20 protein-coding genes and 1 tRNA gene are annotated in these 25027 nt (G+C 71.3%); 16 read left to right on the top strand and 5 right to left on the bottom strand.

What is annotated here, in order from left to right:
• Positions 1 to 863: 863 nt before the first annotated feature.
• The 5 genes from ACFVYS_RS35680 (at position 864) to ACFVYS_RS35660 (ending at position 7436) form a co-directional block, all read left to right on the top strand.
• On the top strand, positions 864 to 2153 hold the full coding sequence (locus tag ACFVYS_RS35680; protein ID WP_389508920.1) for an ABC transporter substrate-binding protein: 1290 nt from the start codon (positions 864 to 866) through the stop codon (positions 2151 to 2153).
• 14 nt (positions 2154 to 2167) lie between these two features.
• On the top strand, positions 2168 to 3124 hold the full coding sequence (locus ACFVYS_RS35675) for a carbohydrate ABC transporter permease (protein ID WP_057606941.1): 957 nt from the start codon (positions 2168 to 2170) through the stop codon (positions 3122 to 3124).
• On the top strand, positions 3121 to 3996 hold the full coding sequence (locus tag ACFVYS_RS35670) for a carbohydrate ABC transporter permease (protein ID WP_389508918.1): 876 nt from the start codon (positions 3121 to 3123) through the stop codon (positions 3994 to 3996). The genes ACFVYS_RS35675 and ACFVYS_RS35670 overlap by 4 nt, the downstream gene beginning before the upstream one ends.
• Before the next feature lie 11 nt (positions 3997 to 4007).
• On the top strand, positions 4008 to 4598 hold the full coding sequence (locus ACFVYS_RS35665; protein WP_389508917.1) for a hypothetical protein: 591 nt from the start codon (positions 4008 to 4010) through the stop codon (positions 4596 to 4598).
• A gap of 102 nt (positions 4599 to 4700) precedes the next feature.
• Positions 4701 to 7436 carry a Tat pathway signal sequence domain protein gene (locus ACFVYS_RS35660; RefSeq protein ID WP_389508915.1) on the top strand — a complete coding sequence of 912 codons (2736 nt, stop codon included), beginning with the start codon at positions 4701 to 4703 and terminating at the stop codon, positions 7434 to 7436.
• A gap of 7 nt (positions 7437 to 7443) precedes the next feature.
• Here the strand turns inward: ACFVYS_RS35660 and ACFVYS_RS35655 are convergent, their stop codons facing one another.
• Positions 7444 to 9879: an SCO7613 C-terminal domain-containing membrane protein gene (locus ACFVYS_RS35655; protein ID WP_389508914.1), complete on the bottom strand. Its 2436-nt coding sequence runs from the start codon at positions 9877 to 9879 to the stop codon at positions 7444 to 7446.
• 66 nt (positions 9880 to 9945) lie between these two features.
• Here ACFVYS_RS35655 and ACFVYS_RS35650 point away from each other — a divergent pair, with 66 nt between their 5' ends.
• On the top strand, positions 9946 to 10392 hold the full coding sequence (locus ACFVYS_RS35650) for an SRPBCC family protein (protein WP_389508912.1): 447 nt from the start codon (positions 9946 to 9948) through the stop codon (positions 10390 to 10392).
• A 39-nt stretch (positions 10393 to 10431) separates the two neighbouring features.
• Positions 10432 to 10503: transfer RNA gene (locus ACFVYS_RS35645), tRNA-Val, on the top strand.
• 56 nt (positions 10504 to 10559) lie between these two features.
• On the opposite strand, the gene ACFVYS_RS35640 is transcribed toward ACFVYS_RS35645, so the two are convergent.
• Positions 10560 to 11285, bottom strand: coding sequence for a 3'-5' exonuclease (locus ACFVYS_RS35640; RefSeq protein WP_389508911.1), 726 nt, complete (start codon positions 11283 to 11285; stop codon positions 10560 to 10562).
• A 168-nt stretch (positions 11286 to 11453) separates the two neighbouring features.
• Here ACFVYS_RS35640 and ACFVYS_RS35635 point away from each other — a divergent pair, with 168 nt between their 5' ends.
• The 3 genes from ACFVYS_RS35635 to thrS all read left to right on the top strand — a co-directional run bounded on the left by ACFVYS_RS35635 (position 11454) and on the right by thrS (position 15319).
• The gene (locus ACFVYS_RS35635; RefSeq protein WP_389508909.1) at positions 11454 to 12020 is read left to right on the top strand and encodes a DUF4365 domain-containing protein; all 567 of its coding nucleotides are present in this window, start codon (positions 11454 to 11456) and stop codon (positions 12018 to 12020) included.
• Entirely contained in the window at positions 12017 to 13252 is a 1236-nt protein-coding gene (locus ACFVYS_RS35630) for a hypothetical protein (protein ID WP_389508907.1), read from the top strand. Before ACFVYS_RS35635 ends, ACFVYS_RS35630 begins: the two co-directional genes overlap by 4 nt.
• Before the next feature lie 90 nt (positions 13253 to 13342).
• On the top strand, positions 13343 to 15319 hold the full coding sequence (gene thrS / locus ACFVYS_RS35625; protein ID WP_389508905.1) for a threonine--tRNA ligase: 1977 nt from the start codon (positions 13343 to 13345) through the stop codon (positions 15317 to 15319).
• Positions 15320 to 15347: 28 nt separating this feature from the next.
• Here the strand turns inward: thrS and ACFVYS_RS35620 are convergent, their stop codons facing one another.
• Positions 15348 to 16016 carry a potassium channel family protein gene (locus ACFVYS_RS35620; RefSeq protein WP_389508903.1) on the bottom strand — a complete coding sequence of 223 codons (669 nt, stop codon included), beginning with the start codon at positions 16014 to 16016 and terminating at the stop codon, positions 15348 to 15350.
• 67 nt (positions 16017 to 16083) lie between these two features.
• Between ACFVYS_RS35620 and ACFVYS_RS35615 the strand changes: the two genes are divergently transcribed.
• Positions 16084 to 16647, top strand: coding sequence for an HIT domain-containing protein (locus tag ACFVYS_RS35615; RefSeq protein WP_078615651.1), 564 nt, complete (start codon positions 16084 to 16086; stop codon positions 16645 to 16647).
• A 167-nt stretch (positions 16648 to 16814) separates the two neighbouring features.
• Here the strand turns inward: ACFVYS_RS35615 and ACFVYS_RS35610 are convergent, their stop codons facing one another.
• Together ACFVYS_RS35610 and ACFVYS_RS35605 are read right to left on the bottom strand one after the other, a co-directional pair.
• Positions 16815 to 18476 carry a hypothetical protein gene (locus tag ACFVYS_RS35610; RefSeq protein ID WP_389508901.1) on the bottom strand — a complete coding sequence of 554 codons (1662 nt, stop codon included), beginning with the start codon at positions 18474 to 18476 and terminating at the stop codon, positions 16815 to 16817.
• A 198-nt stretch (positions 18477 to 18674) separates the two neighbouring features.
• Positions 18675 to 20870, bottom strand: a complete 2196-nt coding sequence (locus ACFVYS_RS35605; RefSeq protein WP_389508899.1) for an elongation factor G-like protein EF-G2 — start codon at positions 20868 to 20870, stop codon at positions 18675 to 18677.
• Between the two features lie 219 nt (positions 20871 to 21089).
• Between ACFVYS_RS35605 and pgsA the strand changes: the two genes are divergently transcribed.
• The 5 genes from pgsA to ACFVYS_RS35580 all read left to right on the top strand — a co-directional run bounded on the left by pgsA (position 21090) and on the right by ACFVYS_RS35580 (position 24961).
• Positions 21090 to 21860, top strand: coding sequence for a phosphatidylinositol phosphate synthase (gene pgsA / locus ACFVYS_RS35600; RefSeq protein ID WP_389508924.1), 771 nt, complete (start codon positions 21090 to 21092; stop codon positions 21858 to 21860).
• On the top strand, positions 21857 to 22774 hold the full coding sequence (locus ACFVYS_RS35595) for a phosphatidylinositol mannoside acyltransferase (RefSeq protein ID WP_389508897.1): 918 nt from the start codon (positions 21857 to 21859) through the stop codon (positions 22772 to 22774). The genes pgsA and ACFVYS_RS35595 overlap by 4 nt, the downstream gene beginning before the upstream one ends.
• Positions 22771 to 23940, top strand: a complete 1170-nt coding sequence (locus ACFVYS_RS35590) for a glycosyltransferase family 4 protein (protein ID WP_389508895.1) — start codon at positions 22771 to 22773, stop codon at positions 23938 to 23940. The genes ACFVYS_RS35595 and ACFVYS_RS35590 overlap by 4 nt, the downstream gene beginning before the upstream one ends.
• 34 nt (positions 23941 to 23974) lie before the next feature.
• Entirely contained in the window at positions 23975 to 24526 is a 552-nt protein-coding gene (locus ACFVYS_RS35585; protein WP_082412619.1) for a hypothetical protein, read from the top strand.
• A 198-nt stretch (positions 24527 to 24724) separates the two neighbouring features.
• A complete protein-coding gene (locus ACFVYS_RS35580) occupies positions 24725 to 24961 on the top strand; it encodes a DUF6210 family protein (RefSeq protein ID WP_389508922.1) in 237 nt (78 codons plus the stop codon).
• The last annotated feature ends 66 nt before the right edge of the window (positions 24962 to 25027 follow it).

The raw sequence follows: 25027 nt of genomic DNA, 5'->3' as shown, positions 1-25027 counted from the left end.
GCCTGCGAGAACGCAGGCGGGCCGACGTCGTCAGCAGCGGCAACCAGCGCCCCGCCCGCGCCCGCAGAGCCCTCTCCGGCCGCCAGTCCCGGCCGCACCGCCTCTCCGCCCCTTCGAGCCCGGCTTGCGCTGCCTCCCCGCCCCTGCGGGCTCGGCCCCACCCTCTCCAGCCTCGGTCCCTGTGACGCCTCCCTCCGCCCCTTCGAGCCCGGTTGCTCGCACCGCCTCCCAGCCCTTCGAGCCTGGCAGTGCCCCCTCCCCGCCCCTTGGGGCCTGGAGTGCCCCTCTCGGCCCCTTCGAGCCCGGCCCCGCCGCTGCCTCGGTCACCCCCTGGCGACGAGCCTCGATCCCCGTCCCCGCCTCCTGCGCCGTCCCTCGCCTCACCCGCCCCGCCCCAGCTTCCAGCACCCTCCCTCGCCGACGCCGACGCCGACCCGCTCGTCCGTCGACACGGCGTACGGCTCGCCGGCGTCCAGGTCGAGCCCTTTCCGGTCGAGATGAACGGCAAACGGATGAGCCGGGTGCTGGGCGACCTGCTCGTCAACCCGCCGCTCCCTCGTCCCGCCCAGGCTCCCGCGCCTCGGGCGACTCCCTTTCCCGCAGGCGGATTTCAGCCCCTCGGCGTGATCTTCCGACGACCGGTCAGCGGTTCGGTGATGCGAACGTACGTCTCTCACCTGCGAGTTCGCCCGGTCGGTGAGACCACACCACTCGAACGGGCGTGGTTCATCGAAGAGTCCGCGTGCAAGAAATTCCTGTCCGAATCATTGACGCTCTCTCAACCCCCTCGTACCTTGTGCCAGCAAGCGCTTTCTTGAAACGATTCATGCAAGCGGCAACGACGCTGCGGGGAGGGCCCGACTGTGGGAACCAGCAGGAATGTTGAGAGGCGAACGATCCTGAAGGCCGCGGGGGCGACGGCGGCCACACTGGGCCTGGCCGCGACCACGGGGTGCGGGGGAGGCGACGGTACGTCGGCGGACGGGACGGTCACGATCCGTTACGCCTGGTGGGGCGGCGAGCCGCGCACCATCGCGATCAAGAAGACGATCGCGCTCTTCGAGAAGAAGTACCCGAAGATCAAGATCAAGCCCGAATTCACCGACTACGAGGCGTTCTGGGAGAAGTTCCAGACCCAGGCCTCCGGCGGGAATCCGCCGGACGTTTTCCAGAATGCGGTCGGCTTTCTGCGCAAGTACGACAAGCGCGGGGTTCTGATGGATCTCAAGTCGCAGGCGGACGCGGGGAACCTGAACCTGGAGAACTTCCGCAACGGGGTGCTGGCGAACGGTCAGGTCGACGGAAAGCAGATCGGCATACCCGTCGGCGCCAACACCATGGCGCTCGTCATCGACCTCAACGCCTTCAAGAAGGCGGGCGTCGAGGCTAAGTTCGGGTGGACCTGGGACGAGTACTTCGCCGCGCTGCAGAAGATCCAGGACAAGCTGAAGATCGCCGGCGACACCGGCTACTTCAGCATCATGTACCTCTACGACCTGTACCTGCGTCAGAACGGCAAGGCCTTCTTCACCGACAGCGATCTCGGCTTCACCGAGGACGATGTGACGCAGTGGTGGGAGGACGGCTACAAGCGCGTGAAGTCCGGGCTGGTCGCCGACCCGAAGAAGATCGAGCAGGTCAAGCCGAAGTCCGGTCTCTCGGCGGGCCTCGCCGCGTCCGAGTTCACCTGGGACAACTTCTCCATCCGCTACCAGGGCGAGGGCGAGTCGGACTACGGGCTCGCGCCGATCCCCACCACGGACGGCAAGGACACCGGCCAGTACCTCGGTTCGCTGATGCTGAGCGCCTTCTCCGGGACGAAGCACCCGAAGGAAGTGGCCCAGTTCATCGACTTCATGGTCCACGACCCCGAGGCCGGCAAGATCATGGGCTACGACCGCGGCATCCTCGCTACCACCGAGCAGTACGACGCCTTCAAGCCGACCGACCCCAACAACAAGGGTGTCTCGGCCTACGAGGACGAGGTCGCCAAGGCCGGAGTCCTCGGGAAGATCACCCCGCACCCGTCCGGCGCGGACGTCATCGAGGCGGCCTTCCTGCGGATCGGCGGTGAGGTCGCCCAGGGCAAGACCAAGCCGGCCGATGCCGCGAAGGCGCTGTTCAGCGAGGCCAAGGCCGCGTTCGCGGGCTGAGGGGACGTACCACCATGACGCTCGTCAAGGAAGCGCCCGCCCGCCCGGCGAAGAAGCGGTCCGCCGCTCCTGTCGCCGGGCGGCGCGGGCGGCGCCGCGAGAACCTCGCCGGCTATCTCTTCATGTCGCCGTGGATCGCGGGTTTCCTGCTGCTTACGGCGGGGCCGATGATCGCCTCGCTCTACTACGCGTTCACCAGCTACAACCTGTTCACGCCACCCCGGTGGGTGGGGCTGGACAACTTCACGACGATGTTCCAGGACCCGCGCTGGCAGAAGTCGGTCGAGGTCACGCTGAAGTACGTCGTCGTCGCCACACCGCTGAAGCTGCTCCTCGCGCTCGGAGTGGCGCTGCTGCTCGCGCAGAAGCGGCGCGGACAGGCTCTGTACCGGGCCGCGTTCTACATGCCGTCGCTCATCGGCGCCAGCGTCTCCGTGGGCTTCGTGTGGCGGGCGCTGTTCTCCGACGACGCCGTCGTGGACCGTACGCAGAAGATCTTCGGGTTGGACGTCGGCGGCTGGATCGGCAACCCGGACTATGTCCTGTACTCCCTGGTGGCTCTGAGCATCTGGCAGTTCGGTGCGCCCATGGTCATCTTCCTGGCGGGGCTCAAGCAGGTGCCGCAGGAGCTGTACGAGGCCGCCGAGATGGACGGGGCCGGCCCCTTCCGGCGGTTCTGGAACATCACGCTGCCGATGATCTCCCCGGTGCTCTTCTTCAACGTGCTGCTGGAGTCCATCCACGCGTTCCAGGTGTTCGGCTCGGCGTACGTCGTCTCCGACACCCGGTGCGGGCCGGCCGACGCCACCCTCGTCTACACCTGTTACCTGTATCAGAAGGGCTTCAAGGAGGCCCAGATGGGCTTCGCCTCCGCGATGGCCTGGACGCTGGTGATCGCGGTGGCGCTCGTCACGGCGGTCCTGTTCTGGTCGCAGAAGAAGTGGGTGCACTACGAGGAGGCCGCCAAGTGACGAGTGCCACCAGCCCCGCCGTGCGTCCCGCGCACGAGCGGCGGCGCATCGGATCTCTCGCCTGGCACGTGGGCGCGATCCTCGTGCTCGCGGTCGTCCTCTACCCGGTCGTCTGGGTGCTCGGCGCCTCGTTCAAGCCGAGCAAGGACATCATCGCCAGCCTCGACCTGCTGCCCACCGAACCGGTCTGGGCGAACTTCTCCGGGCTCGCCGACGGCATCTCCGGCATCTCCATCACCAGCTTCTTCACCAACTCGCTGATGTACGCGGGCCTGGCCGTGGTCGGTGTGGTGCTCTCCAGCTCGCTGACGGCGTACGCCTTCGCCAAGATCCGGTTCGCCGGGCGGAACCTGCTGTTCACTCTGATGATCGGCACCCTGCTGCTGCCGTACCACGTGCTGCTCATCCCGCAGTACGTGCTGTTCCGCAACCTCGGCTACATCGACACGCTCGTGCCGCTCGTCGCGGGGAAGTTCCTGGCCACGGAGGCGTTCTTCGTCTTCCTGATGGTGCAGTTCATGCGCGGGCTGCCGCGCGAGCTGGACGAGGCCGCCAAGCTCGACGGCTGCGGGCACCTGAGGACCTACTGGTCCATCGTGCTGCCGCTGAGCCGCCCGGCCATCATCACCAGCGCCATCTTCACCTTCATCAACGCGTGGAACGACTTCATGGGGCCGTTGATCTATCTCAACACCCCGTCCAAGTACACCGTTTCGCTCGGCCTGATGATGTTCCGCGACCAGGAGGGCATCTCCAACTACGGCAGCATGATCGCGATGTCGCTGGTGGCGCTGGTTCCGGTCATCGCCTTCTTCATGGCCTTCCAGCGCTATCTCATCGACGGCATGGCGACCTCCGGACTGAAGGGCTGAGGAGGTTCACCATGGCGCAAGCGCGTGTGAAGCCACGCAAGGAGTCCGTGTTCGGGGAGCGCTTCGCGGTGTTCGCCGAGTGTCTGCTCACCGGAGTGTGGATCGCCGTGGCCTGCCTCGGGGTCGTCACCTACCCCGCGGCCTTCGCCGCCGGCGCACGGCATCTGCGGCGCCGTACGTCCCATGAGGTCGGTGGCGCGCGGGAGTTCGTCACGGACTTCCGGGCGGCCGTGCGCGGCGGGTGGCTCGTCGGGCTCGCCGGGTGGGCGGCGGCCGCCGCGGTCTGGATGGACGTCCTGGCGGCGCGGGCCGGGATTCCCGGCGGGCCGCTCGTCGGGGCCGTCGGCATCCTCGCGCTGATCGGGCTCGCCGTGGCCCTGCTGCGGGCGGCGGCCGTCTGGACGCCGGGCCGCGCCTGGCGGGCACTGCTGGCGGAGGCCGGGCGACGGACCGTGCTCGATCCCGCCGGTTCCTTCCTGATCGTCTGCGGGCTGGCCGTCGTCATCCTGTCCGCCTGGGTCGTCGCGCCGTTGGCGATCCCCGTCCTCGGGGCCGTCGCGGCTGCGGCCGTCGCCGTCGAGGAGCGGTACCGGCGCCGCTGACGGCCGTGCCCTCGCACCAGGCCGGCGCCCCGGGCGCCGTGCCTCTCTCTGTCATGCCCCTGACCACCCCTGCACCCGCACGGAAAGGAAAGGCTGCATCCCATGTCTCCCATCCCCCGTAGGTCCCTCCTCAAGGCGGCTGCCGTCGCCGGAGCCGCCGCCCAGTTCAGCTGGGCCCTGGGCGCCAAGGACGCGCAGGCCGAGCCGAGAGCCGCCTCGGCCGACGCCGATCCCGTGACCCTGGACTGGCTGGAGGACGGCGGCCTCGGCGCCGCCCCCGGTTCCACGCTCGGCGTGCCCTGGCCCATGGGCACCTACCAGGAGGACCAGACCTTCGCGCTGACGGACGCCGAGGGCAAGGACGTCCCCGTACAGTCCTGGCCGCTCGCCTACTGGCCGGACGGGTCGCTGAAGTGGACGGCGCACGCCGTCGGTTCGGGCTCCGGCAAGCTCACCCTCGCCGCCGGCGCCCCGGCCGCGCCCGCCAAGAAGGTCACCGTCGACAAGAGCGGCGGCACCATCACCGTGTCGACGGGCGTCATCACCGCGAAGATCGGCAAGTCGGGCGCCACCCTCATCAAGTCCGTCACCCGTGGCTCCACCGAGATCGCCAAGAACGGCCGGCTGGTCCTGATCCGGCAGCCCGAGATCGAGGACGAGGACCAGGGCACCGTCAAGACCGAGCGCTTCGAGGGCGCCATCGACGAGGTCACCGTCGAGCAGAGCGGCCCGGTCCGCGCGGTCGTCCGCATCGACGGCAAGCACCGCAAGGGCAGCCGCAGTTGGCTCCCGTTCTCCATCCGGCTGTACTTCTACGCGGGCGCCGACTCCTTCCGCATGGTGCACACCATCACCTACGACGGCAAGCAGGAGCCCGGCAAGGCGAGCGGCGACTTCATCCGGGGGCTGGGCGTCCGCTTCACCGTCCCGATGCGTGACGAGTCCTACGACCGCCACATCCGCATCGGCGGCGAGGGCACCGGTCTGCTGCGCGAGGCGGTCAAGGGCATCACGGGTCTGCGCCGTGACCCCGGTGCGGCGGTGCAGGCGGCCCAGTACGCGGGCCAGAAGCTCCCCGACCCCGCCACCTGGGACCAGCGGGTCACCACCCGCCTCCAGTACATCCCCGAGTGGGGCGACTACACCCTCTCCCAGCTGTCCGCGGACGGCTTCACACTGCGCAAGCGCACCAAGAAGGGCTACGGCTGGATCGGCGCCGGCGGCGGAAAGCGGGCCTCCGGCTTCGGATACGTCGGCGGGGCGAGCGGCGGGTTCTCGTTCGGCCTCAGGGACTTCTGGGAGAAGCACCCCGCCCAGCTCGACATCCGCGACGCGCACACCGACGAGGCGGAGGTCACCCTCTGGCTCTGGTCGCCCGAGGCGCAGCCCATGGACCTGCGCTTCTATCACGACGGCATGGGCCAGGACACCTTCCCCGAACAGCTCGAAGGCCTCAACATCACCTACGAGGACTACGAGCCCGGCTTCGGCACCCCCTATGGCATCGCCCGTACCTCCGAACTCCTCTTCTGGGCCAACGAGTCGACCCCCGCTCCGGAGAAGCTCGCCGAACAGGTCGAGGCCGTCCGGGTGCTGCCCCAGCTCGCCGCCCCGCCCAAGCAGCTCATCAAGGCCAAGGTGTTCGGCCCGGGTCTGTACGCCGAGCCGGACCGCTCCACTCCCGCCAAGACGAAGATCGAGGACCACCTCGACTTCCTCTTCACCTACTACAAGGACCAGGTGGAGCAGCGCCGTTGGTACGGCTTCTGGGACTACGGCGACATCATGCACACCTACGACGCCGTCAGGCACCAGTGGCGGTACGACATCGGCGGTTACGCCTGGGACAACTCCGAGCTGTCACCGGACCTCTGGCTCTGGTTCGCCTATCTGCGCTCCGGCCGCGCGGACATCTTCCGCTTCGCCGAGGCGATGACCCGGCACACCGGCGAGGTCGACGTCTACCACCTCGGCCAGTGGGCGGGCCTGGGCACCCGGCACGGCGTGCAGCACTACGCCGACAGCGCCAAGCAGCAGCGCATCGCCAACACCACCTACCGCCGCTACTACTACTTCCTCACCGCGGACGAACGCGTCGGCGACCTCATGCACGCCAACGTCGACTCCGACGAGACGTTCCTCGCCCTGGACCCGCTGCGCAAGATCCGCACCGAGCCGTACACCCCCGACCGGCACGCCCTGTCGATCGGCTTCGGCACCGACTGGAGCGGTCTGGTGTCGGCGTGGCTGACCGAGTGGGAACGCAAGGGCCCGAAGTGGGAGAAGGCGAAGGCCCGCGTCCTGTCCACCATGGAGACCATCGGCGCCCAGCCCAACGGCTTCGTGCAGGGCAGCGGCCTGTACGACCTGGACACCGGCAGGTTCGCGGTGGCCACCACCCCAGTCGTCGGCGTCTCGCACCTGTCGGCCGTCTTCGGCCTCAACGAACTGTGCGCCGAGCTCATCCACCTGGTCGACATCCCGAAGTTCAAGGAGGCGTACCTGGACTACTGCCGCTACTTCAACGCCACCAAGGCGGAACAGGCGGCGCGCTACGGCAGCAACTTCGGCACCCTGCTGCTCTTCCAGGGCCACTCACGTCTCGACGCGTACGCCGCCGTCCAGACCGGGGACGAGACGCTCGCCAAGCGGGCGTGGACGAAGTTCTACAGCTCCGACGGATACCTGGAGTCCTCGCCTTGGAAGACGGAGCCGGTGAGCGGCCCCGCCGCCCTGGTGGCGGGCAGCGAGGCCACCTGGGTGGCCACCAACGACACCGCCCTCTACGGTCTCGCCGCCATCGAGAACCTGGCGCTGCTCGGCGACAAGATGCCGTGACGGACAGCTAGTTCATCCGCCCCAGGACCTCCCGCACCCGCCGGACATCGCGCAGCCGCCGCTCGTACGTCGCACCGAGTGCGAGCAGCAGCAGCCCGGCGAGGGCGGGAGGCACCCAGCGGGGGAGCGCGTCGGTCATCTGGACCAGGTACGGGGCGAGTTCGTGCAGCGTGACCAGGGCGAGCACCGAGCCGCCCAGCACGAGCGGGGCCCGCAGCCGGTACCGGGCGCCCAGCAGGGTGAGCAGCAGCCCGGCCGCGCCCAGCAGCAGCGGGCGCGTCCACTCGACGTCGCTCCAGGCCGTGGCGAGGCTCGGCAGGAGCGTCACGGTGAGACCGGGACCGTAGGCCGTCCAGGACGACGCGGCCGGGTCGCGGCGCCGCCGCAGGGCTCCGACGAGCAGCGCCGGGACCGTGACCGGCAGCGTGTACGCCTCCGGGAGCCCCACCCGCCAGGCCGCCAGCCGGACCCACGCGGCCAGCACGAAGAGGGCGACCGCCGCGTAGCCGACGTCACGGCGGTCCGGACGTACGGCCGTGCCGGCCACGATCACCCCGCACAGGGACAGCACCAGGGCCAGCAGGGGCGGGTCGGCCACCGCGAGACCGATGGCGACCAGCCCGGCGACGGCCCCCGTCACCTCGACCGTCACCGTCGTCACGGAGTCGTCCAGCCGCGCCGCGAGCAGGGCCGCTGCCACCGGGACGACGAGCACCAGCAGCGCGACGAGCTCCGGCTGCCAGCCGGCGGACGCGCCCACGGCGCAGGCCAGGGCCGTGGCCCAGCCCAGGGCGGCCGCCGCGGACACCGGCGCCTGTGGACCGCGCCACGCGGCCACCGCGAACACCACGGTCAGCGACGCGAGAACGCCGAGGGTCGCCGGCTCGGTGGCCAGCGACAGGAAGGCGAGACCGAGCGAGGTGAGCAGGGCGAGCCCGGTGGCCGTCCGCGCAACCGCCCCCCGAAGCGCCGCCCCTCGAAGCGCCGGGGCCAGGAGCGCCGGCACGGTGAGCCCCTGGATCAACAGACCGACGAGGTAGGGAAGCTCCAGGGCCGTGGGCGCGACGAGCCCCGCGGCCCAGGTCAGTGTCAGCGCGGCGGTCAGTGCCTGCGGGCGCCGCTCCTCGCCGCGGACCGCCGTGGCCAGGACCGCGGCGACCGCGAGGAGGACCAGCGGCACCGTGACGGCGTACGGCGGCCAGAAGGCGTCGACCGTCACCGCGGCACGGGCGTCGGCCGGGGCCCCGGCCCAGATGTGCCGCAGCCACGCCACCGGTCCCAGCAGCGTGACGCCCACGGCGGGCACCGCCCACAGCACCGCACCCGCCTGGACGACACCGGACGCCAGGGCGACACCCCGGCGCACCGCCGCCGGGCCTCGCGCGGCGGCCAACAGCGCGATACCGCAGGCCAGACAGGCCGGCACCACCCAGTCGCCGGGTACCGACACCCGGAGGACACCGCCCAGGCCGGCCACCACGCACAGGACGCCGGTCGTCGCCATACCCGTCGCGAGCCCCGGCCGCGGCGCGAACCGGGCCACGCCCAGGGCGATCGCCGCCGCCAGGAGGAGGAGCGCCGCCGCACGGGCGGCGGCGCTCGGACCGGCCGCTCCCAGACAGAGCAGACCGGCCGCCAGGACACCCCAGCCGCCCGTGCCGAACGCGCACACCACGGCGACGAGACACACCGGCCGCTCGGACACCCGGAGCGCCACCACCGCGTCGAACGCCGTCGTCAGCAGCACCGCGGCCGTGACCGTGAGCGGGCCGCCGCCGAGTGCGACCGTCCACAGGACCAGGGGGAGTTGGGCGACCGCCAGGGCGGCGGGGTGCGGCAGTCGCAGCGCGGCCGAACCCGGCAGCGCGGTGAGCGCCGTGCCGTACGCCGCCCACAGTGCCGCCAGCGCCGTCGAGGCCGCCGCCGCGTACGTCGTACCGTCCGCCGCCGTGAACACGACCTCGTGCAGGGCGTAGGCGTCCAGCACGGTCAGCGCGAGGCCGAGGCCGGCCACCGACTCGGCGGTCGAACGCAGCCCCCGCCGCAGCAGCGCCACGGGCGCGCCGAGCACCGCCAGCGTGACCGCGCCCAGCACCAGGGATCGGCCCGCGATCCCCAGATGCCCCCAGCTGACCAGCGTGAACACCATCGCCGCGATGGTGAGCAGCACACCGCCGAGCAGGAGGAGGACGTTCTGCACACCCGGGGCGGTGGCCTCGGGACGGGCGGAGGGGCCGGACTGCGCCGGCCGGCTCGGCCACACCGGCGGGGCCGGCTGTACCGTCTGCTGAACCATCGTGATCAGCCAGGCGCGGCGGGCCAGCAACTGGGCCCGGCGGGCGTCCAGTTGCCGGAGCTCGCTGTCGAGGAAGCGCAGCTCCTCGGCCGGGGGCGGAAAATACGTCATGTGCCGCAGTGTGGTCCGCGTCACGCCCGACGGCATGAGCGCACGTACTCAGAACGTACTCAATTCCCGTTCGGCCGGCTCCCGCGCGGGCACACTCGGCCCATGGACTGGACCCGTTACCGCTTCCGCAGCCTGTGGGCCCTGCCCGCGCCGCCCGCCCGCGTGTACGACGCGCTGGAGCGGGCCGAGGACTACCCGCGCTGGTGGCGCCAGGTGCGCGAGGTGACCCAGGTCGACGGCGCGACCGGCGTGATCCGCGTCCGCTCGCTCCTCCCGTACGACCTGACCTTCACCGCGCGGGAGGTGCGGCGCGACGCGGCGGCCGGAGTCCTGGAGATCGCGATGACGGGCGACATCGACGGCTGGGCGCGCTGGACGGTCACCGCCGACGGCTCCGGCACCCTCGCCCGCTACGAGCAGGTGGTCCAGGTCAACAAGCCGCTGCTGCGGCGGTTCGCCGTCCCCGGCCGGCCGGTGTTCCGCCTCAACCACCGGCTGATGATGCGGGCCGGACGGCGCGGCCTGGCCGCGTACCTCGAAGCGGTTTGAAGGAAGCCCGCGAAGACCTGTATTGTTCGGTGCGTTCCCGGGCGATTAGCTCAGTGGGAGAGCGCTTCGTTCACACCGAAGAGGTCACTGGTTCGAACCCAGTATCGCCCACCGGGAAAGGCCGGTCCGCGTCACGCGGACCGGCTTTTTTGTGTCGGTGCCCCGGCCTAGGCCGCCGCCGGCAGCTCCGGGCGCAGCGGCCAGGAGGTGTCCACCGTCTCCGGTGTACCGCTGCGCGCGAACCACGCCTGGAGCCCCCGCGCCTGCGCCGCGTGCCAGGTCGTCTGGAGCGTGTGCAGCTCGGCGGGGGACAGCCGTTCCAGCCGGGCCGCGAACCGTCGTCCCAGCGCCCGGACGACCTCCAGGGCGGCCAGCGCGTCCGCCGCCGCGTCGTGCGCGTCGGCCAGCGTGACGCCGTAGTGCGCGCACAGGTCGGTGAGGGTGCGCCGGCCCTTGCGGTAGCGGTCCAGGTGCTTGTCGAGGACCCGTGGGTCCAGCACCCGCAGCGGCGTCGCGTCGAGCCAGTGGTCCAGCGCGGAGGCGCGGTGCCTGCGCAGCTCACGGTCGAGCAGCGTCAGGTCGAACGGCGCGTTCATCACCACCAGCGGACGTCCCGCGGCGGCCTGTTCGGCGAGCAGCCCGGCTATCTCGAACATCACCGGCGACGGCCAGCGGCCGTTGCGCTGGAGATGGTCGTCCGTCAGTCCGTGCACTTCCGTCGCCCCGGCCGGCACCGGCACGCCCGGGTTCACCAGCCAGCGGCTCACCCTCGGCCGGCCTCCCGGCGCATCCTGGACGACGAGGGCGGCCGACACGATGCGGTCGGTCTCCACGTCGACGCCCGTCGTCTCCGTGTCAAAGGCGGCCAGAGGCCCCTCGTACCAGTACGTCATACCCACACAACCCCTCGTTCACCCACGGCAGCTGACGCCCCGTCTTCTGCCTGTTTGGTGATACCCGGGCTGTTTGCGACGTACGCCGGAAGGACACAACACGAGTACGGGTCCTCGCAGTTCAGCGACCCGTCACGGGGACTGGCTTTGCGTGGAAGGCTGTTGGTCATGGCGATAGCGCAGCCCGAGCGGGGCGGGCTGCTGCCCGAACGCGAAGGGCTTCATCGCGGCACGCTCGCCACCACCGCCTGCATGGAGACACTCCAGGTGGGCTATCTGCACTCCGTCGCGGCGGCGGCGGGGTGCTCGCTGTCCCAGCCGTTCCCGGACAACGGCATCGACTGGCACGTCAGCCACAGCGCACCCGGGCACACCGTCGACGACGAGGTCACCATCAAGGTGCAGCTCAAGGCGACCTACCAGATCCGGCCCAACCCGCCCGGCCGCTTCTTCTCCTTCACGCTCGACAACGACCACCTGCGCAAACTCGCCCGCACCCCGGTGTCGGTGCACAAGATCCTCGTCGTGATGCTCGTCCCGCGGTCCCAGGACCAGTGGCTGCGCGCCGGCCACGACTGCCTCGAACTGCGGCACTGCTGCTACTGGGTCAATCTCGCCGGCCACCCGATCACCGGCCGGACCCGGACCACCGTGCGGATACCGACCACACGCATCTTCGACGACCGGGCGCTGTGCGAGATCATGACGCGGGCCGGGACGGGAGGCAGACCATGACCCACCGCCCCCTCGACGAGCCACTGCGGGCCGTACGGCCGCACCCCGAGGCCCACTGGAACCAGGCGCCCGAGCCCGGCGAGGTCGACCCGGCCGTCCTCGGTGCCCTGCTGCGCCGGCACGGCTGGCAGCGGCGCGGCGGTGCCGCGGGCCGCTACGGCCGCTGGACCCCGCCCGGGCCGGGCGGGGGCGGGACCAGCCTTCTCGTGCCGGAGAGCCGGGCCTTCCCCGACAGCGACGACCTGCTCGGCGAGGCGCTGCTCGCGCTGGCCCGCAGCGGCATGCCCTCCGCGCGTGAGGTGCTCGTCGGCCTCGCCGTCCCGAGCGACGAGATCCGCTGGTGGCGGGACACCCCGGCCGGGCCCGCCGGGGCCGCGTCCTGGCCCGTCGAGGAGCAGCTGCGCTCCGCCGCCCGTCAGATGCTGCTGGCCGGCGCGCTCGCCACACGCGCGCGTGCCGGCTACCACGGTGCCCGGCACCGCCGCGCGGCCTTCGCGACGCTGGAGAGCGTCCTCGTCGGCTCCGCGGCCGGTGGACGCCTTCTCACGGCCTTCGCGCCCGTCGTGGGCGCCCGCCCCCTGGCCGTCCGCCTCCACCAGGCCCTGTACGCGATCCGTGAGGCCATCGACTACCAGCGGGCCACCGGGGGCATGGACGCCTTCGACAGCGCGGTGGAGGCCGGCGCCAGCCGCGAGCTCACCGAGGCGCTGATCACCCTCGTCCGGGGCACCGAGGGCGCCCGGATCGCCGTCGAGTGGGCGCCGAACGCCGGGGTTCCCGGGGGCTGCGCCGCGGGCGGTGAACCGGTCGAGTTCTCACCCGGAGACCTTTCCGTACTGCGCGAGGCGGGCGCCCGCTATCTCCGCGCGGAGCCCTCCGTGCCGGTGCGGATCACCGGCGCGGTCGTCCGGATGCGCAGGTCGGGGCCGCGCGGCGAGGGCAGCGTACGGCTGCGGGTGCTGGCCGGCGCCGACATCCCGCACGTCCGGCTCACCCTCGACGAGGAGGACTACCGCATCGCCGGGCAGGCCCACCTGGTCGGACTGCCGGTGCGGGTGCAGGGCCGGCTCGAGAGCAGGGGCGGTTTCCGCAGGGTCACCGGCGCCTGCGGGGTGGTGGCCGTGCAGGTCGACGAGGCCGAGCGGGACCGGCTGATGAAATCGGTGCAGGGGAACGCCGGGGGCGCGGACTACTTCGAGGAAGCCGTCGGAGAGGACGAGCCGGGGGACTGATTTCGCGGTCGGCGGGTGCGGGTCGGTACGATCGCCTCTTGCGCGCGCCCAGGGTATGGCGCCGCACCCACCTTCAGTCAGGAGATACCGGTGTCGGACGTCCGTGTGATCATCCAACGCGATTCCGAGCGGGAAGAGCGCACGGTGACGACGGGCACCACGGCCGCCGACCTCTTCGCCGGCGAGCGCTCGATCATCGCCGCGCGCGTGGCCGGCGAGCTCAGGGACCTGTCGTACGTGCTCGTCGACGGTGAGGAGGTCGAGCCCGTCGAGATCTCCTCCACCGACGGTCTGAACATCCTGCGCCACTCCACCGCGCATGTCATGGCCCAGGCCGTGCAGGAGCTCTTCCCCGAGGCCAAGCTGGGCATCGGCCCGCCGGTCAAGGACGGCTTCTACTACGACTTCGACGTCGAGAAGCCGTTCACGCCCGAGGATCTCAAGGCCGTCGAGAAGAAGATGCAGGAGATCCAGAAGCGCGGGCAGCGGTTCGCCCGCCGCGTGGTCACCGACGAGGCCGCCCGCGAGGAGCTCGCCGACGAGCCCTACAAGCTCGAGCTCATCGGCATCAAGGGCTCGGCCTCCACCGACGACGGCGCGGACGTCGAGGTCGGCGCCGGCGAGCTGACGATCTACGACAACCTGGACGCCAAGACCGGTGACCTGTGCTGGAAGGACCTCTGCCGCGGTCCCCACCTGCCCACCACCCGCAACATCCCGGCGTTCAAGCTGATGCGCAACGCGGCCGCCTACTGGCGCGGCAGCGAGAAGAACCCCATGCTCCAGCGCATCTACGGCACCGCCTGGCCCTCCAAGGAGGAGCTGAAGGCCCACCTCGACTTCCTCGCCGAGGCCGAGAAGCGCGACCACCGCAAGCTGGGCAGCGAGCTGGACCTGTTCTCCATCCCGGAGCAGATCGGCTCCGGCCTCGCCGTCTTCCACCCCAAGGGCGGCGTCATCCGCCGGGTCATGGAGGACTACTCGCGGCGCCGTCACGAGGAGGAGGGCTACGAGTTCGTCTACACCCCGCACGCGACCAAGGGGAAGCTCTTCGAGACCTCGGGCCACCTGGACTGGTACGCCGACGGCATGTACCCGCCCATGCAGCTCGACGAGGGCGTGGACTACTACCTCAAGCCCATGAACTGCCCGATGCACAACCTGATCTTCGACGCGCGTGGCCGCTCCTACCGTGAGCTGCCGCTGCGCCTCTTCGAGTTCGGGACCGTGTACCGGTACGAGAAGTCGGGCGTGGTGCACGGCCTGACCCGCGCGCGCGGCTTCACCCAGGACGACGCGCACATCTACTGCACCCGCGAGCAGATGGCGGAGGAGCTCGACAAGACGCTCACCTTCGTCCTCGGCCTGCTGCGCGACTACGGCCTGACCGACTTCTACCTGGAGCTGTCCACCAAGGACCCGGAGAAGTTCGTCGGCTCCGACGAGGCCTGGGAGGAGGCGACCGAGACGCTGCGCCAGGTCGCCGAGAAGCAGGGCCTGCCGCTCGTGCCCGACCCGGGTGGCGCCGCCTTCTACGGCCCCAAGATCTCCGTCCAGACGAAGGACGCCATCGGCCGCACCTGGCAGATGTCGACCGTCCAGCTCGACTTCAACCTGCCCGAGCGCTTCGACCTCGAGTACACCGGCCCCGACGGCTCGAAGCAGCGTCCGGTGATGATCCACCGTGCCCTCTTCGGCTCGATCGAGCGGTTCTTCGCGGTGCTCCTGGAGCACTACGCGGGCGCCTTCCCGGCGTGGCTGGCCCCCGTCCAGGCGATCGGCATCCCGATCGGCGACGGGCACGTGGAGTACCTGGAGAAGTTCGCCGCGGCCGCGAAGAAGCGGGGCCTGCGGGTGGAGGTCGACTCCTCCTCCGACCGGATGCAGAAGAAGATCCGCAACGCCCAGAAGCAGAAGGTGCCCTTCATGGTCATCGCGGGCGACGAGGACATGTCGGGCGACTCGGTCTCCTTCCGCTACCGCGACGGTTCGCAGGAGAACGGCATCCCGTTCGACGAGGCCCTCGCGAAGATCGCGAAGGTCGTCGAGGAGCGGACGCAGGTCTGACCCTGCAGTGCGCGGGCCCCCGGGGAGTTCACCTCCGCGGGGGCCCTTCGCCGTCCCGGGCGTCGCCCTCCTGAGAGAACACCTGGATCAGCCACGACGAGAACGATCCGGTCACCGCACCAAGCAGCGCCAGCCCGCACGCCATCATGCCGACCGCGATCAGCCGGCCTCCCGTGGTGACCGGGGTGACATCGCCGTAGCCGACCGTGGTGAGCGTCTCGCAGGTCCACCAGAGGGCGTCGCCGAAGGTCTTCATGCTCGCGCCCGGAGCCCCCCGTTCCTGGTCGTACACCGCGAGCGCGCCGGCGAAGCCGAGCAGTCCCGTGGACAGCCCGGCGTAGGCGATCACGCGCGCGTGCAGCGAGAACCGGGGCTCCCCGTGCCGGCGCTGCACGGCCTCGTAGAGCTTGACGATCCGCAGCGGGCGCAGCAGGGGGAGCAGGACGACCAGTCCGTCCAGCCAGTGGGTGCGCACGAAGCGCAGCCGCTGTCCGCTGAGCCGCCAGCGCACCGCGTAGTCCACGCCGAACATGGCCCACGCGATCAGCATCACGGCGAAGGCGAGGTCCCGCCAGCCGTCCGTGATGTCCTGGGCGAGAACGTGGATGGCGTACCCGCACAGGAAGGCCAGGGAGGCCAGCGCGAGAGGGATCTCGGTGCTCTGCTCCCAGCGGGCCAGACGGCCGTCTTCGTCCATCGGCCCAGCTTGGCCCGCGAGGCCTTTCCCGCAGCCCCGCCGACACGCCGCGAATGGGCGAAGCAATATGCTGCCTTGCATGACGAGTGAGCCGGAACAGCAGATCGGAGTGGGCACGCAGGACGCGTTCCAGCGTCTGTGGACGCCCCACCGGATGGCCTACATCCAGGGTGAGAACAAGCCGACCGGTCCGGGTGCCGACGACGGCTGTCCCTTCTGCTCGATCCCGGCCAAATCCGACGAGGACGGGCTGGTCGTCCGCCGCGGTGAGCATGTGTACGCGGTACTGAACCTGTACCCGTACAACGGCGGCCACCTGATGACCGTCCCCTATCGGCATGTCGCCGACTACACCGACCTGACGGTGCCGGAGACCGCCGAGCTCGCCGAGTTGACGAAGCAGGCGATGACGGCCCTGCGCCTCGCGTCCGGCGCGCACGGCTTCAACATCGGCATGAACCAGGGAACCGTCGCGGGCGCCGGCATCGCCGCCCACCTGCACCAGCACATCGTGCCCCGCTGGGGCGGGGACACGAACTTCATGCCGGTGGTGGGCCACACACGCGTCCTCCCGCAACTCCTGGCAGACACGAGAAAAATGCTGGCGGAGGCCTGGCCGACGCCGGCCTAGGTCGCCGGCCCGGGCTTCCGGCCCGGCGATTCCAGCCCGTCCGGCGTTTGAGGACGAAGCCGTCCAGGCCGACAGCGGGGGTCCGGGGGCGCAGCACCCGGGGGGGGACGGCACCCGGGGGGACGGCACCCACGACACCCGCACGATTCCGGCCGACCGCCGGAGGCCTACGCGTCGTAGGTGTCGGCCTTGCGCGGTGACACGTCCTGGACCGCACCGCTGAGCGCCGACGAGCGCGAGCTGAACTTGTCGATGTCCACGTCGTGTTCCTTGAGCACCTTGATCGCGGCCGTGTGCACCACGCGCAGCACCGGCGTGGCCGCGCGCAGCGCGTCGTCGGCCATGAAGCGGTGCCGCCAGGGCTGGTCGGCCCAGGCGTGCCGCAGACCGAAGGGCTCCGGCAGGCCGATGGAACCGCCGAGCCACTTCAGCAGCGGCGGGTACCAGCTGATCGTCGCCCGCGCGGCCAGCCGGACCACCTCGTCGGGGGTGACCAGCGGGAGCTTGACCGTGCGCGTCTCCCAGAACCGGACGCTCTTGGCGACCTCCTTGGTGGGGGCCTCGGACTTCGTGGTGAACAGGCCGTTCACGGGGCCCAGGGCGTGGCCGGTGACCTCGATGCGCAGCGTCTCGTGCAGCACGGTCACCGTGATCAGCATGGTGATGATCAACTGGCCGTCCCAGAGGGGCCACTGGACGCCCAGGTAGTGCCGGTCGCCGCCGCCGAACTGCTGGTTGTTGCAGATGTCCTCTATGGCCCGCGGCTTGACCTGGTACGCCTCGACGTCGGTGCCCTCCGGCCGGGCGACCGCCTTGGCGTTCTCGCCGACCGGGGTGACGATCCAGTGCCGGACCGAGGGCGGCGGGAAGCCGCCGGTCTTCAGACTCTGTCGGGGCAGCAGCTTCAGCTGGTCGTGGATGGCCCGCACGACCGTCCAGCTGCGGAACTCGTGGACGCCCTTCACGGGGTCGAGCGGTGTCAGCTCCTCGGCGAGGTGCCAGGCGCCCCAGCGCGTGCCCATGCCGAGTATGCCCTTGGGGCCGGCGTAGAAGACCGAGTTGGACTGCTGTTCGGCGCTGAGCCGGGCCAGGGACTGGCGCAGCTGCTCGGCCGCCGTCTGGTTCGGGCTGGTCGGCACGGCCTCGGGGACCTTGGCGCCGACGCTGCTGCCGGCCAGCAGGCTGTCCCAGCGCCCGCGCAGGTCCGTCGCGGTGCTCTCGCAGATCCGCTTGGCCAGGAACCAGCCGGCCACGGGTGCCACGACGCATCCGCGTGCGTACCAGCCCACGAGGCCGCCGAACGGCATCTTGACCAGGAAGAGCACGGCGAGGGCGCCCACGGCGACGAGCAGGCCGGTGCCGACGCCGGAGACCCGCTTGTTGTCCAGCTTCCCCATGGTCGCCCGCAGTTGGAAGACCAGCAGCCACACCAGCAGCCCCGGCAGGAAGAGCACCCCGCACAGCAGCATCACGCCGGTCAGCTTCTGGTCGCGCTCGCGGCGGATGCGGTTGGCCGCGAGGCAGTGCTCGACGACGGCCTGCGGCTCACTGCCGAAGGACTGGATGAGCGGCTTGCGGCCGACCCCCAGCATGCGGTCGATCACCGCCTGGGAGAACGCCTCACCGAGGTTGGGCCGGAAGATCTTGGCCCAGCGGCGGCCGGGATTGACCGCCGTCTGGTGCCACTCGTTGTCGGCCTTCTTGATGTCCTCGACCGGGTTGTCCCGATAGGCCGCCGAGGCCAGGGCGAAGGTCGGTGTCTGCCCGCCGTCGCCCGTCTGCGGCACCTGTGGTCCGAAGATGTCCGCGTAACCGCTGTCAACGGTCATTCCCGCCCCCGATCGCCGCCGCTCCCGCTTCTGCGGCTTTCCCGACTTCCGTACTTCGCACACCTGTTGATCAGGTCATCAGCGTATCCGCAGGCGGCGACATCCGTCGGCGGACGGCCGAAGCCGCCCGCCGAATCGGAGGGAAACGTTCCACTACGGTGTCCCACCGGCCACTTGAGGGCCGGCGGGCACCAACCGTCAGCCGGTCCGCGCCTGTTGGCGGACCTTCTCGGCGACCTGTGCCGGCATCGGCTCGTGCCGGGCGTACGCGCGCTGGAAGCGCGCCGTGCCGTGGGAGAGGGAGCGCAGGTCGACCGCGTACCGGCCGATCTCGATCTCGGGCACCTCGGCCCTGACGAGGGTGCGCCCGCCGCCGGTCTGCTCGGTGCCCAGCACCCGCCCGCGCCGTCCCGACAGATCGCTCATCACGGCGCCCACGTACGCGTCGCCGACCAGGACGGTCACCTCGGCCACCGGCTCCAGCAGATGGATCCGCGCCTCGGCCGCCGCCTCCCGCAGCGCCAGCGCGCCGGCCGTCTGGAACGCGGCGTCGGAGGAGTCCACCGAGTGCGCCTTGCCGTCGAGCAGGGTGACCCGGATGTCGACCAGCGGATGCCCGGCCTCCACCCCCTTGGCCGCCTGTGCCCGTACGCCCTTCTCGACGGACGGGATGAACTGCCGGGGCACCGCGCCGCCGACGACCTTGTCCACGAACTCGATGCCCGTGCCGCCCGGCAGCGGTTCCACCTCGATCTCGCAGACGGCGTACTGGCCGTGTCCGCCGGACTGCTTGACATGCCGCCCGCGCCCGCCGGACTTCGCGGCGAACGTCTCCCGGAGGGGGACCTTGTGCGGCACGACGTCGACCTGGACCCCGTAGCGGGAGCGCAGCCGTTCCAGGGCCACGTCCGAGTGGGCCTCGCCCAGGCACCACAGGACCACCTGGTGGGTGTGCTGGTTCTGTTCCAGGCGCATCGTCGGGTCCTCGGCGACCAGCCGGCCCAGGCCCTGCGAGAGCTTGTCCTCGTCGGCCTTGCTGTGCGCCTGGATGGCGAGCGGCAGCAGCGGGTCGGGCATCCGCCAGGGCTCCATGAGGAGCGGGTCGCCCTTGGCGGACAGGGTGTCGCCGGTCTCCGCGCGGCCGAGTTTCGCCACACACGCCAGATCGCCCGCGATGCAGTGCGTCAGGTTCCGCTGCTGTTTCCCGAACGGCGCGGACAGGGCGCCGATGCGTTCGTCGACGTCGTGATCCTCGTGGCCGCGGTCGGCGAGGCCGTGCCCCGAGACATGGACGGTCTCGTCGGGGTGCAGGGTGCCGGAGAAGACCCGGACCAGCGAGACACGGCCCACGTAGGGGTCGGACGAGGTCTTCACGACCTCCGCGACCAGGGGCCCGTCCGGATCGCACGCGGTCAGTTCGCGCGGCTCGCCGTCGATCGTCGTCACGCGGGGCGCCGGGCGCTCCAGGGGCGTCGGGAAGCCCCTGGTGACCAGTTCCAGCAGCTCCACCGTGCCGAGGCCCTGCCGGGCGCCCTCGGCGGCGGGAGCGGCCGCTAGGACGGGGAAGAAGGTGCCGCGCGCGACGGCCCGCTCCAGGTCCTCGATCAGCGTCTTGACGTCGATCTGCTCGCCGCCGAGATAGCGGTCCATGAGGGTCTCGTCCTCGCTCTCGGCGATGATCCCCTCGATCAGCCGGTTGCGGGCCGTCTCGATGCCCGGCAGCTGGTCCTCGCCCGGCTCGGACTCCTTGCGTTCGCCGGTGGAGTAGTCGAACAGCTTCCGGGACAGCAGCCCGGTCAGTCCGGTGACGGGCGCGTGCCCGTCGGGCCCCTCGGGCCCGTGCAGCGGCAGGTAGAGCGGGAGGACCGCGTCCGGGTCGTCGCCGCCGAAGGCCTCCGCGCAGATCCGCGTCATCTCCTCGAAGTCCGCGCGGGCGGCCTCCAGGTGGGTGACGACGATCGCGCGGGGCATGCCGACGGCCGCGCACTCCTCCCACACCATCCGGGTCGAGCCGTCCACGCCGTCCGACGCCGAGACGACGAAGAGGGCCGCGTCCGCTGCGCGCAGACCGGCCCTGAGTTCTCCGACGAAGTCGGCGTATCCGGGGGTGTCGAGAACGTTGACCTTGATGCCGTCCCATTCCACGGGCACCAGGGAGAGCTGTACCGAGCGCTGCTGCCGGTGCTCGATCTCGTCGTAGTCGGAGACGGTGCCGCCGTCCTCCACGCGGCCCGCCCGGTTCACCGCTCCCGCCGTCAGCGCGAGAGCCTCCACCAATGTCGTCTTGCCCGATCCGCAGTGGCCGACCAGCACCACATTCCGTACGGACGCGGGGTGGTCGGCCGCTGTAGCCCTGCCGGCGGCTCCGGGATGTGCATTCGCCTTGTCGCCCATTTTCCTTGCCTCCCGAACACGGTGAGGTCACTGGGGGCGCGGGCACGGCGGCCCCGCGTGCGATGGCGGCTCCGGCGACGCCCGCGGTCCTTCGAGCTTTCCACTCCCGTCACGGCGCGTCCATACGGCGGACGCGACGCGGCCGTGACCCGGATGACGTCGGGCCGGGACACGGGGGTCCGGGTGCCCGACCGTCGCACACACGCGCGCGTGGCTACGATGGGCCAGCCGGCGGCCAGCAGGGGCCGCGCGGCGACACCGACCCTCGGGAAGGCCATGCTGAACAAGTACGCGCGTGCATTCTTCACGCGTGTCCTCACACCGTTCGCCGCGTTTCTCATCCGCCGGGGTGTGAGCCCCGACACGGTCACGCTCCTCGGCACGGCCGGCGTGATCGCGGGCGCGCTGGTCTTCTACCCCAGGGGAGAGTTCTTCTGGGGAACGATCGTGATCACGCTCTTCGTCTTCTCCGACCTGGTCGACGGCAACATGGCCCGCCAGCTCGGCCGGACCAGCCGCTGGGGCGCCTTCCTGGACTCCACGCTCGACCGGGTCGCCGACGGCGCGATCTTCGGCGGCTTCGCGCTCTGGTACGCGGGCAACGGCGACGACAACGTCCTGTGCGCCGTCTCGATCTTCTGCCTGACCAGCGGCCAGGTGGTGTCGTACACGAAGGCCCGCGGCGAGTCGATCGGCCTGCCGGTCGCCGTCAACGGGCTCGTGGAGCGCGCCGAGCGACTGGTGATCTCCCTGGTCGCGGCCGGCCTGGCTGGTCTGCACACGTTCGGCGTGCCCGGCATCCAGGTGCTGCTGCCGATCGCGCTGTGGATCGTCGCCGTCGGCAGCCTCGTCACGCTGATCCAGCGGGTCGTCACGGTCCGGCGCGAGTCGGCCGAGGCGGAGGCCGCCGCGGCCCAGGAGGCGCAGGAGGCCCAGGAGACTCCCGAGGCCCGGGGACACGAGGCGCAGGGGAGCGAGGCCGCGAAGTGAGCGCCCAGGAGCGCCTGGCCGACGCGCTGTACGGCCTCGGCTGGAGCACCGTCAAGAAGCTCCCCGAGCCCGTCGCCGTACGCCTCGGCCGCACCGTCGCCGACCTCGCCTGGAAGCGGCGCGGCAAGGGAGTGCGTCGGCTGGAGAGCAACTACGCGCGCGTGGTGCCCGACGCGAGCCCCGAGCGCCTGGCCGAGCTCTCACGCGCCGGGATGCGCTCCTATCTGCGGTACTGGATGGAGTCCTTCCGGCTGCCCGCCTGGAGCGCCGAGCGGGTCCGCACCGGCTTCGTCCCCCAGGACGTGCACCACCTGACCGACGGGATCGCCTCCGGCCGGGGCGTCGTCCTGGCCCTGCCGCACATGGCCAACTGGGACCTGGCCGGCGCCTGGGTCACCACCGAGCTGCGGACGCCCTTCACCACGGTCGCCGAACGCCTCAAGCCGGAGACGCTGTACGACCGGTTCGTCGCCTACCGGGAGGGCCTCGGCATGGAGGTGCTGCCGCACAGCGGCGGTACCGCCTTCGGCACCCTGGCCAGGCGGCTGCGCGACGGCGGGCTGGTCTGCCTGGTCGCCGAGCGCGACCTGTCCGCCTCAGGGGTCGAGGTGGACTTCTTCGGGGACACCGCCACGATGCCCGCCGGACCCGCCCTGCTCGCCCAGCAGACCGGCGCGCTGCTGCTCCCCGTCACCCTCTGGTACGACGACACACCCGTCATGCGGGGCCGGGTGCATCCCCCGGTAGAGGTACCCGAGTCAGGTACGCGGGCCGAGAAGACGTCTGTCATGACACAGTCGCTGGCAGACGCCTTCGCCACCGGCATCGCCGACCACCCGGAGGACTGGCACATGTTGCAGCGGTTGTGGCTCGCGGATCTGGAACCCCGCCCGTCGGACGGGGACCCCGCGTGAGAATCGGCATCGTCTGCCCGTACTCCTGGGATGTGCCGGGCGGCGTCCAGTTCCACATCCGCGACCTCGCCGAGTACTTCATCCGGCTCGGCCACGAGGTGTCCGTCCTGGCCCCGGCCGACGACGACACCCCGCTGCCGCCGTACGTCGTCTCGGCCGGCCGCGCGGTCCCCGTGCCGTACAACGGCTCGGTGGCGCGCCTCAACTTCGGCTTCCTGTCCGCCGCGCGCGTGCGGCGCTGGCTGCACGACGGCGCGTTCGACGTCGTCCACATCCACGAGCCGACCTCGCCGTCGCTCGGCCTGCTGACCTGCTGGGCGGCCTCGGGCCCGATCGTGGCCACCTTCCACACGTCCAACCCGCGCTCGCGCGCCATGATCGCCGCGTACTCCATTCTCCAGGCCGCCCTGGAGAAGATCAGCGCGCGGATCGCGGTGAGCGAGTACGCCCGGCGCACGCTGGTGGAGCACCTCGGCGGGGACGCGGTCGTCATCCCCAACGGCGTCGACGTCGACTTCTTCGCCAGGGCCGAGCCCAACCCCGAGTGGCAGGGCGACACGATCGGCTTCGTCGGGCGCATCGACGAGCCCCGCAAGGGTCTGCCCGTGCTGATGCGGGCCCTGCCGAAGATCTTCGCGGAGCGCCCGGACGCCCGGCTGCTGGTCGCCGGCCGCGGCGACGAGAAGGAGGCGGTCGAGAGCCTGCCCAAGGAACTGCACGCGCGCGTGGAGTTCCTCGGCATGATCAGCGACGAGGACAAGGCGCGCTTCCTGCGCAGCGTCGACCTGTACGTCGCCCCCAACACCGGCGGTGAGAGCTTCGGCATCATCCTTGTCGAGGCCATGTCGGCCGGGGCCCCGGTGCTCGCCTCCGACCTGGACGCCTTCGCCCAGGTCCTCGACCAGGGAGCGGCCGGCGAGCTGTTCGCCACCGAGGACGCGGACGCCCTGGCCGAGGCGGCGGTACGGCTCCTGGGCGACCCGGAGCGCAGAGGCGAGTTGCGGGAGCGGGGCAGCGCGCACGTACGGCGCTTCGACTGGTCGACCGTCGGCGCGGACATCCTGTCGGTGTACGAGACGGTGACGGCCGGCGCGGCGGCGGTGGCGGCCGACGACGACCGCGGATCGCCGGGTCTGCGGGCCCGGCTCGGGCTGGCGCGGGACTGACCCCGCCCCGCCGTCGTGAAGGTCACGGGTAGCCTTGCCGCCCGTGACCGCAACCCTGATCTGGACCCTGGTCGTCCTCGTCGCGATCGGCCTGTACCTGAGCTGGACGGCGGGACGGCTGGACCGGCTGCACGCCCGCATCGACGCCGCCCGCGCTGCGCTGGACGCACAGTTGCTGCGCCGGGCGTCCGTGGCCCAGGAGCTGGCCACCTCCAAGGTGCTCGACCCTGCCGCCTCGATCGTCCTGTACGAGGCCGCGCACGCGGCGCGGCAGGCCGAGGAGGAGCAGCGGGAGGTCGCCGAGAGCGACCTCAGCCAGGCCCTGCGGGCCGTCTTCGCGGACGCGCGGCAACTGGACGTCGTACGCGAGGCGCCCGGGGGAGACGCGGCGGCCCGTGAGCTCACCGAGGCCGTCCGCCGGGTCCCCATGGCCCGCCGCTTCCACAACGACGCGGTGGGCGCGGTCCGCAGACTGCGCCAGCACCGCAAGGTCCGCTGGTTCCGGCTGGCCGGCCACGCCCCGTTCCCGATGGCGTTCGAGATGGACGACGAACCGCCGCCCGCCCTCGCGGACCGCGCGGCCTGAGCCGACGACGGACGGCGGGCGCCGCGTCTTCCTCGACCCGGCGGAGTCGGGCAGGGGCTGGGTCTTCGTCGTCGTGGCCGCGCCGACCGGCGTGGCGTACGAGGTGCAGGGCGGCGGCTACGGCTGTGTCCCGTGAACGCAGGAGGGGGTATCTGCTGCCCGTGTTCGGGCGGGACCTCGACCCGGAGCTGAAGGGGAATCTTCGTCGGGGAGCTGAAGAGCTCGGGCTCCAGAGGACTGGACTGGCCCGCGGAGCTGCTCGACCGTCTGCGGAGCGCCGTCGCGTTCCACCTCTACGGTTCCGCGAACCGCGACGACGTGTTCCCCGGCCCGCTGGTCCTCGACGAGTCCCGCCCAGCCGCAGCGGACGAGGCATGGGTGCCGGTTCCGACGCCCGACGGGCCCGGGGTGCTGGTCCGGGAGAACTCCGGCTGAGCGGAGCCGCGCGACCCGGGCGACCGGCCGCCGAGGTGGGTCCATGGGGCCGGTGCGGGCCACATG

The sequence above is a fragment of the Streptomyces sp. NPDC058295 genome, assembly GCF_042880655.1.
Lineage (GTDB): Bacteria > Actinomycetota > Actinomycetes > Streptomycetales > Streptomycetaceae > Streptomyces > Streptomyces coriariae.
This window is presented reverse-complemented; position numbering and strand designations above follow the sequence as displayed.

Bases quoted from the DNA above. Each gene is read 5' to 3' on its own strand.
- ACFVYS_RS35675 (WP_057606941.1), top strand. From the start codon at position 2,168: ATGACGCTCGTCAAGGAAGCGCCCGCCCGCCCGGCGAAGAAGCGGTCC.
- ACFVYS_RS35665 (WP_389508917.1), top strand. From the start codon at position 4,008: ATGGCGCAAGCGCGTGTGAAGCCACGCAAGGAGTCCGTGTTCGGGGAG.
- ACFVYS_RS35660 (WP_389508915.1), top strand. From the start codon at position 4,701: ATGTCTCCCATCCCCCGTAGGTCCCTCCTCAAGGCGGCTGCCGTCGCC.
- ACFVYS_RS35655 (WP_389508914.1), bottom strand. From the start codon at position 9,879: ATGCCGTCGGGCGTGACGCGGACCACACTGCGGCACATGACGTATTTT.
- ACFVYS_RS35650 (WP_389508912.1), top strand. From the start codon at position 9,946: ATGGACTGGACCCGTTACCGCTTCCGCAGCCTGTGGGCCCTGCCCGCG.
- ACFVYS_RS35640 (WP_389508911.1), bottom strand. From the start codon at position 11,285: ATGACGTACTGGTACGAGGGGCCTCTGGCCGCCTTTGACACGGAGACG.
- ACFVYS_RS35635 (WP_389508909.1), top strand. From the start codon at position 11,454: ATGGCGATAGCGCAGCCCGAGCGGGGCGGGCTGCTGCCCGAACGCGAA.
- ACFVYS_RS35630 (WP_389508907.1), top strand. From the start codon at position 12,017: ATGACCCACCGCCCCCTCGACGAGCCACTGCGGGCCGTACGGCCGCAC.
- ACFVYS_RS35620 (WP_389508903.1), bottom strand. From the start codon at position 16,016: ATGGACGAAGACGGCCGTCTGGCCCGCTGGGAGCAGAGCACCGAGATC.
- ACFVYS_RS35615 (WP_078615651.1), top strand. From the start codon at position 16,084: ATGCTGCCTTGCATGACGAGTGAGCCGGAACAGCAGATCGGAGTGGGC.
- ACFVYS_RS35610 (WP_389508901.1), bottom strand. From the start codon at position 18,476: ATGACCGTTGACAGCGGTTACGCGGACATCTTCGGACCACAGGTGCCG.
- ACFVYS_RS35605 (WP_389508899.1), bottom strand. From the start codon at position 20,870: ATGGGCGACAAGGCGAATGCACATCCCGGAGCCGCCGGCAGGGCTACA.
- pgsA (WP_389508924.1), top strand. From the start codon at position 21,090: ATGGGCCAGCCGGCGGCCAGCAGGGGCCGCGCGGCGACACCGACCCTC.